Genomic DNA, 17,406 nt, shown 5'->3' with positions numbered 1-17,406 from the left:
AGGGCACCGCTCAGGACGCGGATCCGGACCTGATCCCCTCGGCTGCCGGGCATGACCACCTGCCCGGCAGCCTGCGGCCACCCTCGACCGACGCCGGCCGAGTCCATGCCGGATAATGTCCCTATGCGGATCTCAGCCAGGGCGGACTATGCGGTACGTGCCGCGCTGCAGCTTGCCGCGTCACAGGGTGACGGGCCAGTGAAGGCCGAAGCCATCGCCGACGCCCAGGACATCCCGCACAAGTTCCTCGAGGGCATCCTGAACGACATGCGCCGAGGCGGTCTCGTGCTCAGCCAGCGCGGCGGCAACGGCGGCTACCGGCTGGCCAAGCCCGCCCAGTCCATCAGCATCGCGGATGTCATCCGCATCGTGGACGGACCGCTCGTCTCGGTGCGCGGGGTCCGCCCACCGGACCTGTCCTACACCGGCCCCGCCGAGTCGCTGCTCCCCCTGTGGATCGCACTGCGGGCCAACGTGCGCGAGATCCTCGACGGCGTGTCACTGGCCGATGTCGCATCGTCCGCCCTGCCCTCTGGCGTATCGGCGCTGGCCGATACCCCCGGGGCCTGGTCCAATCCCTGACCCCCCGCCCCACCTGCACCGTCTCGCATCGCGAGATCTAGGCGTCCACCATGCGGTCACCCTCTTGGGACGGGTGCCCGCCTCTGCCAAGATGCCTACCAACCAGGTGGGAAAACTAGGAATCAGGGAGGTGGCCATGCGAACACTGCACCACGCAGGCCGGATGCTGCCTCTGACCTCCCGCCGACACATTGACCTGGTCCGTACGTCCAGCGCCATCTGTCAGCCCTGTTGACACCCTTCGCCGGGCCGGGCTCCGCGTAGTACGACATCGGGCGCTGCCCCAGTCCGCTCACCGGCGGCCGTGCGGGCCCCTCGGCCGACCTCACCGACCGCGCGCCTTCGAGCGCGGGCGTCCGACACCTCTCCGTTCCTCAGCCTGCGCCCGCGATCCCGCCGCCGACGGCCGGGAGCGGGTGCCGTGTGTGCCGAAGGCTTCGCGTCGCCCATCTCCGCACCTCCCTGAACACCATCCCGTGAAAGGACACCCCCGTGTCTGCCGCAAGACCGCTCACCACCCTGCGCGCCATCGCCGTCACAGCGGCGCTCCCCCTGCTGCTCACCGCCTGCGGCTACGGTTCCGAGGCGCAGAAGACGGAGGACAAGACGGCCAACGCCGCCGCGACCGGCGGCAAGAAGCTGTCGGCTGCCGAGGTGCGTATCGGGTACTTCCCGAATCTGACGCACGCCACCGCGCTGGTCGGCCTCCAGGAGGGCCTGATCCAGAAGGAGCTGGGCGGCACCGCGATCAAGCCGCAGTCCTTCAACGCCGGTCCGTCCGAGATCGAGGCCCTCAACGGCGGCTCTCTCGACATCGGCTTCATCGGCCCCTCGCCGTCGATCAACGCCTACGTGAAGTCCAGGGGCACCAACCTGCGGATCATCTCCGGCTCCGCCTCCGGCGGCGTCAAGCTGGTCGTGAACCCGGACAAGATCAAGACCCTGGACGACCTCAGGGGCAAGAAGATCGCCACCCCGCAGAAGGGGAACACCCAGGACGTCGCGTTCCTCAACTGGATCTCCGAGAAGGGCTGGTCGGTCGACCCGGAGTCCGGCAAGGGTGACGTCTCCGTCGTCCGCACGGACAACAAGGTCACCCCGGACGCCTTCAAGCAGGGCTCGATCGACGGCGCCTGGGTGCCCGAGCCCACGGCCTCCAAGCTCGTCTCCGACGGCGGCTCCGTACTCCTCGACGAGACCGCCCTGTGGCCCGACAAGAAGTTCGTGATCACGAACGTCATCGTGTCGCAGAAGTTCCTCAAGGAGCACCCGGACGTCGTCGAGGCCGTCCTGGCGGGCACGGTGAAGACCAACGAGTGGATCAACGCGAACCCGGACAAGGCGAAGGCCTCCGCCAACGCGAAGCTGCAGGCGGAGAGCGGCAAGGCACTCGACGCCAAGGTCATCGACCCGGCGTGGCCGTCCATCCTGGTCACCGACGACCCGCTGGCGACGACGCTGAAGACCGAGTCCGAGTGGGCCGTCAAGGCCAAGCTCATCGAGCAGCCCGACCTGGCCGGGATCTACGACCTGACGCTGCTGAACAAGGTCCTCAAGGCCGCCGGCAAGCCCGAGGTCTCCGACGCCGGTCTCGGCGCCAAGTAACCCCGAAATCCAGCAACCCCAGGAGGTGACGACCATGGCCACCACGCTCGCCAAGGCTGCCGAGGGCATCGCAGCGGAGCACACGCACGCCGCGCGCATCGAGCACGTCTCGAAGTCCTTCTCCGGCCCGGCCGGATCGCAGCTCGTCCTGGACGACATCAGCCTCGATGTCGCTCCCGGCGAGTTCGTCACCATCCTGGGGGCCTCCGGATGCGGCAAGTCCACCCTGCTGAACCTGGTCGCCGGTCTCGACAAGCCCAGCGCGGGCACCATCGAAACCCCCGGCGGCCGTCCCGCCCTGATGTTCCAGGAGCACGCCCTGTTCCCGTGGCTGACCGCGGGCAAGAACATCGAACTCGCCCTGCGCCTGCGCGGGCTGCCCAAGACCGACCGCAAGCCCGAAGCCGAACGCCTCCTGGAGCTGGTCCGCCTCGGCGGCGCCTACGGCAAGCGCGTCCACGAACTGTCCGGCGGCATGCGCCAGCGCGTCGCCCTGGCCCGCGCGCTCGCCCAGGACAGCCAGCTCCTGCTGATGGACGAGCCGTTCGCCGCGCTCGACGCCATCACCCGGGACGTACTGCACGGCGAACTCACCCGCATCTGGGCCGAGACCTCGCTGTCCGTCCTGTTCGTCACCCACAACGTCCGCGAGGCCGTGCGCCTCGCCCAGCGGGTGGTCCTGCTCTCCTCGCGGCCCGGCCGGGTCGCCAAGGAATGGACCGTGGACATCGCCCAGCCGCGCCGCATCGAGGACGCGGACGTCGCGGAACTGTCCCTTGAGATCACTGAACACCTGCGTGGGGAGATCCGCCGCCATGGCCAGCACTGACACGAAGGCGAAGACGGACGACCTGGCGGGCCTGGAGGCCGGCCTCGACGCCCTGGACGCGGTCCAGACCCACCGCACCCCCGTCCGCGAACTCCTCGTCAAGAAGGTCCTGCCGCCGTTCCTGGCCGTCGGCCTCGTCCTGCTGGTCTGGCAGATCCTCGTCGCGGCCAAGGTCACCGAGGAGACCAAACTCCCCGCCCTGTCCGCCGTATGGGACAGCCTGTCCGGCATGTGGCTCAAGGGCACGCTCCTGGACATCATCTGGACCAGCGTCTCCCGCGGCCTGCTCGGCTTCCTCCTCGCCCTGGCCATCGGCACCCCGCTCGGCCTCCTCGTCGCCCGGGTGAAGTTCGTCCGCGCCGCGATCGGCCCGATCCTGCAGGGCCTGCAGTCCCTGCCCTCGGTCGCCTGGGTGCCACCGGCGGTACTCTGGTTCGGCCTCAACGACGCCATGATGTACACGGTGATCCTGCTGGGCGCCGTCCCGTCCATCGCCAACGGCCTCGTCTCCGGCATCGACCAGATCCCGCCCCTCTACCTGCGGGCCGGCCGCACCCTGGGCGCCACCGGGCTGAGCGGTGCCCGGCACGTGGTCATGCCGGCCGCACTGCCCGGCTACCTGGCCGGCCTCAAGCAGGGCTGGGCCTTCTCCTGGCGCTCCCTCATGGCCGCCGAGATCATCGCCAGCTCCCCCGACCTCGGCCTGGGCCTGGGCCAGCTGCTGGAGAACGGCCGCAACAACATCGACCTGCCCGGCGTCTTCCTCGCGATCATCCTCATCCTCGTCGTCGGCATCGCCATCGACCTGCTGATCTTCAGCCCAGTCGAGCGCTGGGTGCTGCGCAGCCGCGGCCTGCTGGTCAAGAGCTGATCAGCGGTCACGCTCGACACTGACCAGCCGCGACACCGGTCCGGCAGGCGCCGGACCTGCCGCGCCGAGCAGAGTTCCACTTTTCACATGCCGTACATGGACCGGCCTCACCCCCGCCCCTAACCTCATCCGCATGGCAGCTGGAAGCCCTCTCACTGCACGCCGCCACGTCGATCTGGGCAGGCTGGCGAGCGCTCTGTGTCCGATCGCCTGGGCGCGACGGTAATCACGCATCGCCTCTTCGCACGGGATCCCCACCTGGCATCTCACCCCTGTCCGCCCCCGAAGGGGCCGACCGGTCGATGCCTGATCCTCGTCTCTCTTCCACCCCTCCACGGCAGTTGATCTGCCGTACCCGTACGAGCTGCGGAACCAGGAGAAGACATCCCATGAGCGACAACAGCAGACCCCGGGTGAGCCGCCGCGGATTCCTCGCCGGCACGGCGGCTGCCGCGGCCGCCGCGGCGGTTCCCGCGATCGCCCAGGTGGCGGCCGCCAGTCCCGCCGCTGCCGCGACCCGTCCCAACATCCTGCTCATCGTCATGGACGACCAGCCCAAGCACACCGAATGGGCACTGCCGAAGACCACGGCCTGGCTGGCCGACCAGGGCGTCAAGTTCACCAACGGGCACGTCACCACCCCGCTCTGCTCGCCCTCCCGTTCGTCGGTCCTCACCGGCCGCTACGCCCACCACCACGGCGTCCGCAACAACAAGGCCTCGTACCAGCTCGACCAGAGCACCACCCTGCCCCGGTACCTGAAGCAAGCCGACTACCGCACGGGCCTGTTCGGCAAGTGGCTCAACTCCTGGACCCTGTCGGACAACCCGCCGCACTTCGAGGACTTCGCCCTCCTCCAGCCCGGCTACGTGGACGCGCAGTGGAACGTCAACGGCACGGTCCAGACGATCAACGGCTACACCACCAACATCATCAAGAACCGCACGCTGAGCTTCCTCGACAAGGCGGCGGCCGACTCCCGGCCCTGGTTCGCGTACGTCACCCCGTACGCCTCCCACGGTCCGCGCACCCCCGAGGCGAAGTACGCCGGCACGGCCGTCCCGGACTGGGACGGCCGACCCTCCGTCCCGGAGAACGACCGCAGCGACAAACCGGCCTACATCCGGAACGCGACCGGGACCCTGGCCGACGGGCAGCAGATCCGAGCGGAACAGCTGCGCACCCTGCTCACCGTCGACGACACGGTCCAGGCGTTCAAGAACAAGCTCCAGGCGCTCGGACAGCTCGACAACACCCTGGTCATCTACATCGCCGACAACGGCTTCACCTGGGCCGACCACGGATGGACCAAGAAGTCGGTCCCCTACCGCCCGGCGCACGAGGTGCCGTGCTACCTCTCCTGGCCGGCGGGCGGCCTGAGCTCGGGGACCACCGACAGCCGCATCACCGCGAACATCGACATCGCCCCCACGGTCCTCGACGCGGCCGGCATCACGCCCACCCACTCGGTGGACGGCAGGTCCCTGCTCTCCTCGTACAGCCGCGACCACCTGCTCGTCGAGTGGTGGCAGCAGGGCACGAACGCGGGCGGCCCGCCCACCTGGGCGTCGTACGTAGGCCAGAACAAGCAGTACACGGAGTACTACGACCTCACCACCGACGGCAACGGCACCGTGTCCGGGACGGGGCAGGTGAAGTTCCGCGAGTACTACGACCTGGCGGGCGACCCCTACCAGCTGACGAACAAGCTGTACCAGGCCACCCCGGCGGAAGAGCAGAACCTGGGCATCCCCGCCCTGGCAGCACAACTCGCGGCTGACCGCGCCGCGTAGCGGTACCCGGCCGGGTGCCCCGCGGCATCACCCGCGGGGCACCCGCCCCCGCAACTCACACCGACGGAGCCGCCATGCTTTCCTGCTGCACCCCCGGACAGGGCGACGCCGCCCCCGTCGCGCTCTCCCTCGCGCCGCGGCCACCTGCCGCGGCCGGCCAGCGGGCCGCCCGGCGGCTCGTCGACCTGCCGGGCGGGCACTTCCTCATGGGCACCGACGACCCGGACTCCTTCCCGGCCGACGGCGAAGGGCCGGTACGCGAGGTCGCCGTCGACCCGTTCCGCATCGCGCCCACGACGGTGACCAACGCCCAGTTCGCCACCTTCGTCAAAGCCGCCGGCCACGTCACCGAAGCCGAACACTTCGGTTTCTCCTTCGTCTTCGGCGGCTTCCTGGCCGAGGACGTCGCCGCCGTCTCCCAACCCGTGGCGGCCGTCCCCTGGTGGCGGGCCGTCCCGGGCGCGAGCTGGCGGCACCCCGAGGGCGCCGGATCGTCCGTCACCGCACGCCAGAACCACCCCGTCATCCACGTCTCCTGGAACGACGCCCAGGCGTACTGCGCCTGGTCCGGCACCCGCCTGCCCACCGAGGCCGAATGGGAGTACGCGGCCCGCGGCGGGCTCGAGCAGCGGCGCTACCCGTGGGGTGACGACCTCACCCCCGGCGGCCGGCACATGTGCAACATCTGGCAGGGCGACTTCCCCACCCTGAACACCGCGGAGGACGGCTACGAGGGCACGGCACCGGCGAAGTCCTTCCGCCCCAACGGCTTCGGGCTCTACAACGTCGTCGGCAACGTATGGGAATGGTGCGCCGACTGGTTCGCACCCGGAGCCGGCCGCGTGATGCGCGGCGGCTCCTACCTCTGCCACGACTCGTACTGCAACCGCTACCGCGTCGCGGCCCGCAGCTCCAACACGCCCGACAGCTCCACCGGCAACATCGGCTTCCGAGTGGCCGCGGACAGCGGCGCGGCCGCCGGCACAATACGGCCGTCCTGACGGCGCCCGCACACCCGTCGAGACACCTCCGCCCAGGCCCTCCCCCTTCTGCCAAGGACCACGATCCGCCATGAGTGTTTCATCCGCCCTGAGCGTGAGCGAGGCGTTCTCCCGCCGCCACGAGCTGACCGTCGTCGATGTCCGTACTCCGGGCGAGTTCGCGTCCGGCCACCTGCCGAACGCCGTCAACGTCCCCCTCGACCGCATCGGGCGGGCGCTGCCGGATCTCCGGCAGGCCGCCGAGCACAGGACCCTGCTGGTGGTGTGCGCCTCCGGCGCCCGGGCGGAGAACGCCGTTGCCACCCTGGCCTCCCACGGCATCGACGCGTCGAACCTCACCGGCGGCACCGCCGCCTGGGCGGCCGCGGGGCACGGGCTCGACCGCCCCGAAGGCCGTACGCGGAACGTCTGGTCCATGGAGCGCCAAGTCCGTTTCACGGCGGGCTCCGTCGTGCTTCTCGGCCTGGCCCTCGGCTTCCTCGTCCACCCGGCCTTCCGGTGGCTGTCCGCGGGGATCGCGGCCGGCCTGGTCTTCTCCGCCCTCAGCAACACCTGCGGCATGGCGGTCGTGCTCGGCGGACTTCCCTTCAACCGGCGGAGGGAAGCGCCCCTGGACACCTCGTTCCCCTCGGTTTCCCCCAGGGAACCTCGCGCGTGACCACTCCCGCTCCTTCGCCGAGTAGAAGCCCGCCTGGCCACCGCTGCGCACACCGGACGGCCGCACCCCGAACGTCGTCGTGGTCCTCAAGGAGCAGGCTGCGGCCCGGGAGTCGACGGCCTGGCGCAACGGCGTCTGGCCCCTCACCCTGCTGGCGGGCACACCCGAGCCGGAGCGCTACAGCTCCTCCCGGCGTCAAGCCTGTGGCAAGGTTCGCGTCAAGTGCCCGGCCTTGGGCGATGGCCGCAGTGATGTCCTTCGCAAGGACCCGGGCGATCACACCGTCGGGAAGCTTGCGATGCCGGGGTGGATGAACGTCGGGAAGGTCCAGGACCGGGGCAACCACCGAGGCTTCCCGGCACGTCTCAGCAAGCTTCCGAAGAGCCGCGTGCAAGTTCTCGATGCTGTTGTCGGCTTTGCCTGACCTGATCTGCCCATGCAGCCAATCCGAACGCCTCCTCGGATAGCGGTCGAGGTCAAGAGGGGCATACGTGGGACGAGGGCCAGACCTGCTCGCCTTGGCCCCCGATCGACGGCGCGCTGGCTTTCGGTCGGATGCCACAGCGTGGGGGCCGCCCGTCAGGCGGCCCGGTCCCGACGCGGTGGGAAAGGGCGGGCGTCCCGCCGCAGCACCGGTTCTGCTGGGCGGCCGTCACTGATGTGGGATGTCGATGCCGGCTGCGCGCAGGTTCGCCTCGACCAACGTGTTCAAGCGGGCGATGGATGGTGCCTGGTCTTCGCGGTGGTGGTTGACCAGTCCGTACCGGGAGGCGGCGTCGGACTGGTTCTGGAACCCGGTCGGCATCGCCAGCAGCGCGCGGTTGGCCAGCAGCTTGTCGGCCAGCGTCTGCGCCAGCTCCTCGATCCGCGGGTCGTCCGGATCCCAGGACATCGCATCCAAGCCGCGCTTGGTCAGCTCAACGTGCTCGGGATCGTCCAGCAAATGTCCGAGCCGTGCCAAGAAGCTGTCGAAGATCTCCGGAACCAGCGCCCGGGCCAGCACCAGAGCCTCGCGTTGGCCGGCCACGTAGTCGGGACTGAAGCCGAGACCGGGGAGCCGGTCCAAGACCGCGCAGGCCTGGTCGGGCAGCAGGGCCCGGTCACCATGGTCGAGACGGTGCAGCCTGTCGCGGCGCGCGATCAGGTCCTCGATCTGTTCGGTGAGCCGACGATGAACGTCGTCCAGGGTGGCGGCGAACTGTTCGGGATCGGCATCGAGCAGGTCACCGATCTCGGCCAGCGGCACGCCGGCCCCGGCCAAGGTCCGGACCCGGACCAGCCGGAACAGGTCGGCCGATCGGTAACGACGGTAGCCGGAACCGTCGCGTTCCGGCTCGGCGACCAAGCCGAGTCGGTGATAGTGCCGCACCGTCTTGATCGTGACGCCGACGAACGCGGCCGCCTGACCGATCGTGAGCCCGTCTGTCATCGGCTCAGCGCACCTCCGGATCGTGGGCGGCCGCAGTCTCGCGAACCGCGTCGGCGACGTTCGGAGTCCTTGCGCAGGATCGAGCCGCGAGCGCCGGCGACCTTCGCGCTCACCTTGAGGTAGGGGTTGCGGACGATCACACGGGCGAGGATAGCGCGCATCTGCTCCAGCCCATCCCCCTGCTGCCGGGACCGGCAGCTGAGGCGACCACGTGCCTCACCGGGACGGTCAACGGGTCGAGGACCGGGCCGAGCGCGGCGTGGATCACGTGGGCCTCGATGGCGATCTCGGCGTGCCGGCCGGCGCGGACCGCGGCCGACACCTGGTCCAGAACCAGGGTGCTTGCGATCGTTGCCGTCACCCCATCGTCTCGATGCAGGTTGACCTTGACCCTAGGTCAAGGGTGCAGGCTCTTCGCATGGCCACCCGAAGGGGCCAGGTACCCACCAGGGCCGGCCGTGAGCTCCAACACTGTGGACAAGGAGATTCATGATGGGAACAAGCAACGGCGGCTTCTCCGAAGCAGGACTGCGCAAACTGCGCAAGGTGCTGGCACAGCATGTCGAGTCCAAGAAGATTCCCGGGCTCGTTGCCCTGGTCAGCCGCGGCGGCCGGACCCACGTCGAAGCGATCGGGACGATGCGTCACGACGGTGGCGCGCCGATACGCCGGGACACGATCTTCCGGATGGCGTCCACGTCCAAGCCGGTCACGATGGCAGCGGCAATGGTTCTGCTTGATGAGTGCAGGCTGCGGCTGGATGACCCGGTGGATCCGTGGCTGCCCGAACTCGGCGGCCGCCGGGTGCTGAAGCGGCCCGACGGCCCGCTGGAGGACACTGTGCCGGCGCGACGGCCGATCACCGTACGGGACCTGCTGACCTCCACGTTCGGGCTGGGAATGGATTTCGAGTTGCTGGACTCCCCGATCAGGGCCGCGACCTTCGAGCGTCTCGACTACAGCGTGGCATCCGGCCCGGCACCCGACCCGGGCGAGTGGATGCGCCGCCTCGGCGAGCTGCCGCTGTCCTACCAGCCCGGCGAGCGGTGGCAGTACGACCTCAGCAACGAAGTACTCGGCGTGCTGGTCGCCAGGGTCACGGGCCAGCCGTTGGAAACGTTCCTGCGCGAACGCATCCTCGCTCCGCTGGGGATGAAGGACACCGGGTTCCACGTGCCCGCCGACAAGATCGACCGGCTGCCGCCCCTGTACGGGCCCGACCCGCAGACGGGAGAGTTCCTCGTGTGGGACGAGGCAGCCGGCGGAAGGTCCAGCCGGCCTCCGGCGTTCCAGGGCGCCGGCGGCGGGCTGGTCTCCACCGCCGACGACTACCACGCCTACTTCCAGATGCTGCTGAACCACGGCATGCACGGCAGCGAACGGATCCTGTCCCGGCCTGCCGTCGAGCTGATGACCACCAACCGCCTCACGCCCGGGCAACAAGCCGCCCGTGACGCCACGTACAGGAACATCGCCCACATCACGGTCGGCCAAGGGCAGCACGGAGGCTGGGGTTTGGGAATGGCGGTGCGCACCTATCGTGGCGACTACGCGCCCATCGGCCAGTTCGGCTGGGACGGCGGTACCGGCACCACGGCCTACGCCGACCCGGACAACCGGCTCACCGGAATCCTGCTCACCCAGGTCGGGATGTCCACCCCGGACTCGGCGCGCCTCATCCACGACTTCTGGACCACGCTCTACCAGGCCATCGACTGACATCGAGCTTGCTGGGCTCGGCCTGCCCGGTCCACATGCGCAGAAAACGGCTCGCCCAAGGTGGCGGCCCGGCATGCCAACCTGAGAGGCGCTCACTTCCGCTCCCCACTCGGTTCAGGACAGGAAAGGAGCGAGGCCGATGTCAGTGGTGCGCATCGACTCCCCCTCCCCCTTGACCAACGTTGCGGCAGTCACAGCAGTCGCTCCGCGAGGTAGCGCTGGAATTGCCACAACGGGCGCTCCAGATGGGAGAACCGGCCGTTGGACGGCGCCGACTGGGAGGCCAGGTGCAGTAACAGCGGGGGGTCCGACTGGCTCCCCCTCGCCGGAAGCCCCGTCCCGTGCCCCAGCGAAGAGGCGAGCCGGGCCCTGCATGACGCGGTCATCCATTCCGTACGTGCCGGAGCGACCCTTCCCCTGAGCACTGGCCGTCCCTGATCCTGCCCGGCGGCACATCGGGTCTGCACCAGCAGCCGGCCACCCGCCTCGGTACCGGGCAGCGTCGCGCTTGTCCCGCTGCCTGGCCACGCCGGCCCGGCCGCCGAACGAGCTCTCCGATGTGCTCGCCGAGCACACGGACGGCCCGATCCGGATCAGCGGGTACGGATGATCCCGCCGCTGATCCACCGGACGCCGCCAGAGCTGCTCCTGCTCAGGGCGCGCCCGGCGCCCGAGCCTGCGCGGTCGCGGGGCCGAATATCGCGTGCGCTGCCGTCGGTGGACGTAGCAGACTCCCCGGCATGGTCGACATGAGCATGTTCCGGGACGAGGTCACAGGCTGGGCGGGCGGTGGGTCCGGCGGGGCGGCGAGGGAGCTGGTGGAGCTCCTGGGGGTGCACACGGCGGTCCTGCTGGAAGGACCGAGCGACCTGGCGGCCGTCGAGGCGCTGGCCGCAGGGCGAGGCCGTGACCTGGCGGCCGAGGGGGTGTGCGTGGTGCCGATGGGCGGGGCGATGAGCGTCGGCCGCTACGCAGGGCTCCTCGGGCCGTCCGGTCTCGGTCTGCGCCTGATCGGTCTGTGCGACGAGCACGAGAAACCCTTCTTCGACCGGGGCCTCAACCCGGCCTGGGCACCGCGCCCGGACGTCTTCGTCTGTACGGCGGACCTGGAGGACGAGCTCATCCGTGCGCTGGGCCCGGCGCGGGTCGAGCAGATCGTCCAGACCGAGGACGAATTGCGCGCCTGGCAGACCTTCGTACAGCAGCCCGCCCAGCACGGTCGGCCCCGCCACCAGCAGTTGCGGCGCTTCATCGGCACGAAGAAGGGCCGCAAGATCCGCTACGGCCGCCTCCTGGTCGAAGCCCTGGCCCCTGACCAGGTGCCCGCCCCGCTGGACGACCTCTTCGCCGGCCTGTGATGGTCGGTCCCCGCAGGCAGGCACGCCGGGGCCAAGCGGGCCAGCCGAAGTTCCGCGAGAAACGGATCGTCGGGGCTTCGCCCCCACGATCCGTGGGGAAGAGTGGCTGATACGTGCGGTGAGGGATCGGACCGGACCGGCGCCGGACTTCGCCGACACCGCTTGGTAACGGATACCGGACCAACCCGACCAGGTCCAGGAGCACCTGCCGCCTCCGTTGCCAGGGGCAGCCGGCCCCCGGGGCCAGCGGCACCGAGTCGTGAAAGAGAACCGGTGGGTCCTCCACTCCGCAGCCGGTGGCCGACCGCCGGCCAGGACGCGGGTAGGAGGCGATCGGTGATGACGCTGAACTGCTCGGGCGTCAGGACGGCCTCGGCAATGGCCCGAGGCTTTGGGCTCGGACCGGGAGTAGCGGCCAGCGGGTGGCGATCGCGGCGTTTGTGTCCCCGTGGTGGGCGGCCAGATTGTCCTGGGCGGGCTTGGCCCGCCCCGTTGCCCCGCGCGCGAACGCCCGTAGGACATTGGCGGTGACCGTGCGCGTGAAGTGCCCAGCGCGTGCGTCCAGGCCGTGGTTGCCCCTGCCGCCACCGGGCCCGCTCGCGTCGAGGGCCTCGACCCAGCGCATGGTGCCCGTCGCGAACACCGCGGCACCCCCAGGCAGGGACAGGTAGGCCGTATCCGCGTACGAGGGCCGGCCCTTGCACACCACCGGCGAGTGCGCGAGCACCTCGATCGGCCGCGGCGTCGGGAAGGCCGGGTTCACCCGGTCGTACTCGACCCCTACCAGGTGGGGGAAGGAGTCGCCGGCCCGCGCCCCGGTACCCTCCAGGAGCCAGTGGTCCGGGTGGGAGACGACGTAGGGGGCGTCGACCGGATAGCCGTCGTAGATCACGCCGAGCAGCGAGCTCTCGGGGTCGGAGGCGGGCTCGCGCCGGAATTCGTTCGTGGGCGCGGAGCCCTGCTGGAAGCCGGGGTCCTGGGCGTAGTCGTTCTTGTAGCAGACCACGATGCGGTCCTGCCCGGCCGGGGAGGCCGCGAAGCGGATCCTTCGGTAGCAGCAGTTGGCACCGAGCACGGCCAGGTTCATCCCCGCATCGCGCGCCCGGGTCACGTGGCGGCGCTGCTCGGGACTCCAGTATTCGTCGTGGCCCGGCGAGACCATGGCGGCCGCCCCGTGGAGCAGATGCAGATCGCGGGCCACGTCCAGGCCCGTCGCGTACGCCAGGGGAATTCCCAGGCGCTCGGCGAGCGCGATCACTGGCGCCTCGAACACGAGGAACTGGCCGGCGCCTTGTCTGTTGGCGTACGGGCGGTCGAAGGAGACCTGGAGGGACCGCGACCCGCCCTTGCCCGTCGGGCCCCTGTAGAGGTCCGCGCCGCCCCACCGGTTGTACGCCTGCCAGGTGGCCACCGCGTTGACCACGACCGTACGGCCGGCGGTCGAGGAGGACCGGACGGTGAGTGGCACGTAGCGCTGGGCCCGCCCGTCCTGGGTGTCCAGCCGCAGGAGGTAACAGCCCTCCGGCCACGCCGAGGTGTCCACTTGCGCCGTCGGCTCCCACTCGGTGCGCGCCATCCGCGTGCCGGGATCGGTCCTGGCCGGCGGCTGGAGGACACCCGGCAGAGCGGCCGACTTCCAGACCAGACGGGCCCTGGCGCCGCCGTACCAGCCCATCCGGTACGCGGAGACGGTGTAGAACGCGGACGTCGTCGAAACCCGCAATCCGAACGACTCTCCCGGGCAGACACTGACCCGGTCGGCGAAACCCTCGACAGCACGCGCCGGCCCGGCCCGGGTGATCCGCCATTCAGGGGAGCCGGGCAGCGCGTTCTCAGCCTTCACATCGAGTCCACGCCCCCTCTGGACGCGGTCCGCGGTGTCCTCGAGACCGACGGCCGCACTCGCGGATGTCGTCATACCGGCAGGCCACGAAGCGAGCGCGGCAGCGGCAAAGCCCAAAAGCAGCCGACGCCCGGGCCCCTTTCGGGATTCCACCGCCCCGCCCGGCACCCCCGTTTGCTCCACCACATCACTCCGGATCCGCGCACCGCATGGGAATCCTGTTCTAGCCCATGGCGGCCGCCACTCCCCTGCGCGCCACGAAAGCAAACGGTCTCCACTGGGTCCGCAGGCCCGGTTCGCCGCCCGCTCGGTCTCGGCAGATGCCCCTGACTGACGCCGCAGCCGTAGTCCTTGGGGTCGAGGACGCCCTGTGTCATGAATCCGGGGTGGGAGGGTTCGCCGCCTGCGCCGTTGTCGGGGGTGTCCCCCGTGCGCCACCCGGACCCCTGGCCCCGGTTGTCCATCACGAAGTGGGCGTATCCGGCGGCGGCCCACAGCAGCCATTCGTGGGGCAGTCCGCGGCCCGCGTTGTAGCTGCTCGGCGGTGACTGGGCCCCGCTCGTGGTGGTACCGGCCCGCCGTGCCGCGTACGAGGGCTACCGGGCACTCCCGGTCTACCCGACCCTGATCCGGGGCGAGTTCGATCCGGCTGCCTGGGCCGCCGACCCTAACCGCCGGGCCGACCTGTTCGACGCGCACCGGACGGCGCCCGCCGCGGACACGGTCGTGGGCTCGCCTGCTTCCGGAGGCGTGGTGGAGGGCATCGCCCGGATCGTCGCCACCGTCGAGGAGGGCGAGGTGATCCGGCCGGGCGAGATCCTGGTGACCACGGTGACGAACATCGGCTGGACACCGCTGTTCACACGGATCTCCGCGATCGTGACGGACGTCCCGAACCTCTCGCACGCGTCGATCGTGGCACGGGAGCTCGGCATTCCGGCGGTCGTCGGCTGCGGCAACGCCACGACGCGGATCCGGACGGGCGACATGGGTGGACGGCGGCCGGGGGACGGTGGACGTCCTCGAACCGGCCGATGCATCGTCCCCCGCCCCCTCCTGACCTCCAGGCGGTGCGGGCGCGCCGGGGACGGCGTACCGCACCCGGGGCCGACGACCTTATGCCTACCGACGTACGAACGGGTGAGATGCACAGTGCACAAGCAAGAGGAGGTCATGCGCGCCCATTTCCACGAGGCGGCGGCCCGGCTCAGATTCGCCATCGCCCTCCCGCCCAGAGGCCGGCTGTGGAACGGCTGTCCCGGCTGGCGGGTGAACTCGCCCGGCCTGCCTGGACCTTCCCCAAGCCGCCGCGTGACCTGTACGTGTGGGGGCCGGTGGGCCGTGGCAAGAGCCGGCTCGTGGACACCGTCTACGAGGGTCTCGCTCCGGGCCGAAAGCGGCGCCCGCACTTCCACGACTTCTTCCGGCGGCTGCATGACGGAGTGGACCCGCGCGGGCAGCGTTGTGTCGTGGGCGTCGCCGGGTCGGGCCCGCTCGATGTACGGGCCGACCCTGGTGGTTGGGTCGGGACGGTTGTGGGTGTCGCCGTGGAGCAGGACGTCACGGAATGGGTCGGGCAGGGCCTGGTCTCAGTCGGTGGCGGAGGCCGGGTCGTCGAGTTCGTGCAGCCCCGCCGGGTCCTCGTCGGTCAGCACCTCCCCGGTCGCGGTGACGAACCGCTGGGCGTGGCCCCGGTGGACGCACAGGAGTTGGTCGCGGGTGCCGGTCCGGTTCCGGTGCACGGCCAGTGCCGGACCGTACTTGCTGCTGTGCCCCGACATCTCGGTGTCCGTGCTCCACGCGGTGCCGTCGAAGGCGGACCACCACAGCTGCTGGCGGGCGGGGTCGCGGTGGACGCACATCAGCTTGCCGTCGAAGACGGCGAGGCCGATGTTGCTCCGAGTACGGTGTCCGGGTAGCGCGCCCTCGAGGGTCCAGGTGGTGCCGCGCAGCCGGCTCCAGTGGATCGCCCCGTCCTTGGGGTTGCCGTGCAGCAGGTGCAGGGCGCCGTCGTACACGGCGAGCGCCGGTGACCTCGTGGTGGCGCAGCCGGGGACGGGTTCGGGGGCTGTCCAGCTGCGGCCGTCCCGGCTGGTGGTGACCATGATCCGCTGGGCGGCGTCGGCGTAGGCGAGGTGGAGTGCGTCGCGGAAGACGGCCAGTGCCGGGCCGTAGACGCTCTCGGCGTTCGGGACCGGCCTGTCCGGCCTCCAGGTACCGCCGTCGTACGAGCTCAGCGCGATGCTCCAGTCGCCCGAGCCGCCGCGGTGCGCGCAGTACAGCCGGTCCTGGAACACGGCCAGGGCCGGGCTGCCCAGGGTGTGGTGGGCGGGGAACGGCAGGTCCTCGGACCAGCTGCCGTCCGCGCGGTGCGCGGTCCACCACAGGTCGGGGTCGTCGCCCCGGCCCTGGTAGACGCAGTACAGGTCATCGCGGAAGACGGCCAGGGCGGGGGTTTCGGAGGCGTAGCGGGCCGTGAACTGCACGTCGGGTCCCCAGCCCGCGCCCGCTTCGAACACGCTGAACCACAGGCCGGTCTCGCGCGGCGGCGCGTCGAGGGCCATGGGGGCGAGGAGAGTGGGCGCGGCCCACGGAGAGAGCAGATCGCACCCGGCGCCCCGGGCGGCCGACCGGATCCGGTCGGCGCGTCCGGCAAGCTCCGCGCCGACGGCTTCGGCCATGGCTTCGGGCAGGGATCCCGCGAGCACCTCCGACACCAGGCTGCGGAAGCCGCTGACGGGCCCGCCGTCCGAGGGGGCTAGGCGGTCAGCGGCCCGCTGGTCGAGGCGGAGGGCGAAGCCCCATCCCAGCAGGCGGACCGAAACGGCCGCCCCCTCCGTGGCGAGCTCCTCGCCCGCCCGTTCCGCCCGCTCCACGGCTTTGGCTGACGGGGTGTCCGTGCCGAACTCCGGTGCCGTGCCGCTCGCCCGCCAGGGGGCGGTGCCTTCGATCGCCATGCTGTCTTCCTGCCTGCAGGGCCACGGGCCGGACAGCGTGCCCTCCGCGCGGTGCGCGGGCGAACCGTCCGGACCCGCGGACATGGACGCTTGCGGCCCGGTCCCGCGGGTGCGTGCCGGGCTTGCGGGCTCCCCACGATTCATCGGGAGCGCCGGTGCGGACAAGTAGCCGTTCGGCCGGCCGCCGTCAGCGAACGCGCCACTGGGTCGCGGGCGCGCGCTGCGAACGCGGGAGTGGCCGCGCGTCGTGCGGCAGCGGGAGGATCCGGTCGCCAGCCCGGATCGTCCCGCCGCGGACTACCTCGGCCCGCAGCCCGCCGCGGTGCAGCAGACCGCGGATCAGGCCGGGGCGGACCAGCTGTTCTAGGCGGGCGCAGGGCTCGCTGAGTTTGAGGCCGCGCAGGATCACCGCGCCGATCTGGAATTCTTGGTCCACCAGCGGGTTGAGCCGGATGTCGCGGCAGACGAGGTTGCGGCGGCATTCGGCGGGAGTGAGCGAGATGCCGTGTTCGCGGGCCAGGGCGTCGAGGGCCTCGGCCTCGATGAGGGTGACGTCGCAGACCCCGGATGCCCGGCCGGTCCCCCGGCGCCGGGGCCGGGGGCCCTCGCCCGCCCAGTAGTTGCGGTCCCCCGCCAGGCCGCGGCCGGTCACCGCGCGGGCCTGCGCGACGCGGAAGGTGGGTTCGCCGGTGCGCACGGCGAGGTGCAGGGAGGTGACCCGGCCGGGTCCGGGCGGCGGCGGATCCTGCGCCATGGGCTGC

17 protein-coding genes and 3 pseudogenes are annotated in these 17,406 nt (G+C 70.8%); 14 read left to right on the top strand and 6 right to left on the bottom strand.

Annotated features, from left to right (window positions below; all coding sequences use genetic code 11):
• Positions 1-123: 123 nt before the first annotated feature.
• The 10 genes from OG737_RS32830 (at position 124) to OG737_RS32785 (ending at position 7,763) form a co-directional block, all read left to right on the top strand.
• A complete protein-coding gene (locus OG737_RS32830; RefSeq protein ID WP_328929839.1) occupies positions 124-582 on the top strand; it encodes an Rrf2 family transcriptional regulator in 459 nt (152 codons plus the stop codon).
• Positions 509-817, top strand: a complete 309-nt coding sequence (locus OG737_RS32825) for a putative leader peptide (RefSeq protein ID WP_405922330.1) — start codon at positions 509-511, stop codon at positions 815-817. The genes OG737_RS32830 and OG737_RS32825 overlap by 74 nt, the downstream gene beginning before the upstream one ends.
• Before the next feature lie 257 nt (positions 818-1,074).
• Positions 1,075-2,187 (top strand): aliphatic sulfonate ABC transporter substrate-binding protein, encoded by a 1,113-nt coding sequence (locus OG737_RS32820; RefSeq protein WP_405676549.1) that lies wholly within the window; start codon positions 1,075-1,077, stop codon positions 2,185-2,187.
• A 34-nt stretch (positions 2,188-2,221) separates the two neighbouring features.
• Positions 2,222-3,016 (top strand): ABC transporter ATP-binding protein, encoded by a 795-nt coding sequence (locus tag OG737_RS32815; RefSeq protein ID WP_328928294.1) that lies wholly within the window; start codon positions 2,222-2,224, stop codon positions 3,014-3,016.
• Complete coding sequence (locus OG737_RS32810; protein WP_405676551.1) at positions 3,003-3,887, top strand: ABC transporter permease; 885 nt, start codon at positions 3,003-3,005, stop codon at positions 3,885-3,887. The genes OG737_RS32815 and OG737_RS32810 overlap by 14 nt, the downstream gene beginning before the upstream one ends.
• A 133-nt stretch (positions 3,888-4,020) precedes the next feature.
• The gene (locus OG737_RS32805; RefSeq protein ID WP_328929836.1) at positions 4,021-4,113 is read left to right on the top strand and encodes a putative leader peptide; all 93 of its coding nucleotides are present in this window, start codon (positions 4,021-4,023) and stop codon (positions 4,111-4,113) included.
• A 163-nt stretch (positions 4,114-4,276) separates the two neighbouring features.
• Positions 4,277-5,680: a sulfatase gene (locus OG737_RS32800; RefSeq protein ID WP_405676554.1), complete on the top strand. Its 1,404-nt coding sequence runs from the start codon at positions 4,277-4,279 to the stop codon at positions 5,678-5,680.
• Between the two features lie 74 nt (positions 5,681-5,754).
• The gene (locus OG737_RS32795) at positions 5,755-6,681 is read left to right on the top strand and encodes a formylglycine-generating enzyme family protein (RefSeq protein WP_405676556.1); all 927 of its coding nucleotides are present in this window, start codon (positions 5,755-5,757) and stop codon (positions 6,679-6,681) included.
• Between the two features lie 70 nt (positions 6,682-6,751).
• Complete coding sequence (locus tag OG737_RS32790) at positions 6,752-7,339, top strand: rhodanese-like domain-containing protein (RefSeq protein WP_405676558.1); 588 nt, start codon at positions 6,752-6,754, stop codon at positions 7,337-7,339.
• Between the two features lie 79 nt (positions 7,340-7,418).
• Positions 7,419-7,763 (top strand): hypothetical protein, encoded by a 345-nt coding sequence (locus tag OG737_RS32785; RefSeq protein ID WP_405676560.1) that lies wholly within the window; start codon positions 7,419-7,421, stop codon positions 7,761-7,763.
• Positions 7,764-7,991: 228 nt separating this feature from the next.
• Here the strand turns inward: OG737_RS32785 and OG737_RS32780 are convergent, their stop codons facing one another.
• Positions 7,992-8,768, bottom strand: coding sequence for a MerR family transcriptional regulator (locus OG737_RS32780; protein WP_328929831.1), 777 nt, complete (start codon positions 8,766-8,768; stop codon positions 7,992-7,994).
• 136 nt (positions 8,769-8,904) lie between these two features.
• The gene (locus OG737_RS32775) at positions 8,905-9,129 is read right to left on the bottom strand and encodes a hypothetical protein (protein WP_405676562.1); all 225 of its coding nucleotides are present in this window, start codon (positions 9,127-9,129) and stop codon (positions 8,905-8,907) included.
• A 131-nt stretch (positions 9,130-9,260) separates the two neighbouring features.
• On the opposite strand from OG737_RS32775, the gene OG737_RS32770 reads away from it, so the two are divergent.
• Both OG737_RS32770 and OG737_RS32765 read left to right on the top strand, forming a co-directional pair.
• Positions 9,261-10,487 carry a serine hydrolase domain-containing protein gene (locus tag OG737_RS32770; protein WP_405676564.1) on the top strand — a complete coding sequence of 409 codons (1,227 nt, stop codon included), beginning with the start codon at positions 9,261-9,263 and terminating at the stop codon, positions 10,485-10,487.
• Between the two features lie 740 nt (positions 10,488-11,227).
• The gene (locus OG737_RS32765; RefSeq protein ID WP_328929828.1) at positions 11,228-11,845 is read left to right on the top strand and encodes a TOPRIM nucleotidyl transferase/hydrolase domain-containing protein; all 618 of its coding nucleotides are present in this window, start codon (positions 11,228-11,230) and stop codon (positions 11,843-11,845) included.
• A gap of 361 nt (positions 11,846-12,206) precedes the next feature.
• Here the strand turns inward: OG737_RS32765 and OG737_RS32760 are convergent, their stop codons facing one another.
• Together OG737_RS32760 and OG737_RS32755 are read right to left on the bottom strand one after the other, a co-directional pair.
• Positions 12,207-13,688 carry a N,N-dimethylformamidase beta subunit family domain-containing protein gene (locus OG737_RS32760; RefSeq protein ID WP_405922329.1) on the bottom strand — a complete coding sequence of 494 codons (1,482 nt, stop codon included), beginning with the start codon at positions 13,686-13,688 and terminating at the stop codon, positions 12,207-12,209.
• Between the two features lie 71 nt (positions 13,689-13,759).
• Positions 13,760-14,209 (bottom strand): annotated as a pseudogene (locus OG737_RS32755) (acetylxylan esterase); the annotation flags it as partial.
• Positions 14,210-14,249: 40 nt separating this feature from the next.
• Here OG737_RS32755 and OG737_RS32750 point away from each other — a divergent pair.
• Positions 14,250-14,615, top strand: a pseudogene (locus OG737_RS32750) (PEP-utilizing enzyme); the annotation flags it as partial.
• Positions 14,616-14,722: 107 nt separating this feature from the next.
• Positions 14,723-15,079 (top strand): annotated as a pseudogene (gene zapE, locus OG737_RS32745) (AFG1/ZapE family ATPase); the annotation flags it as partial.
• 198 nt (positions 15,080-15,277) lie between these two features.
• On the opposite strand, the gene OG737_RS32740 reads toward zapE, so the two are convergent.
• Positions 15,278-16,645: a hypothetical protein gene (locus tag OG737_RS32740; RefSeq protein ID WP_405922328.1), complete on the bottom strand. Its 1,368-nt coding sequence runs from the start codon at positions 16,643-16,645 to the stop codon at positions 15,278-15,280.
• Positions 16,646-16,832: 187 nt separating this feature from the next.
• On the bottom strand, positions 16,833-17,399 hold the full coding sequence (locus OG737_RS32735; protein ID WP_405676573.1) for an MOSC domain-containing protein: 567 nt from the start codon (positions 17,397-17,399) through the stop codon (positions 16,833-16,835).
• Positions 17,400-17,406: the final 7 nt, after the last annotated feature.

The sequence above is a fragment of the Streptomyces sp. NBC_00122 genome (assembly GCF_045160845.1).
Classification (GTDB): domain Bacteria; phylum Actinomycetota; class Actinomycetes; order Streptomycetales; family Streptomycetaceae; genus Streptomyces.
Note: the sequence above shows the minus strand (reverse complement) of the source record. Positions and strands in the feature narration are given on the sequence as shown.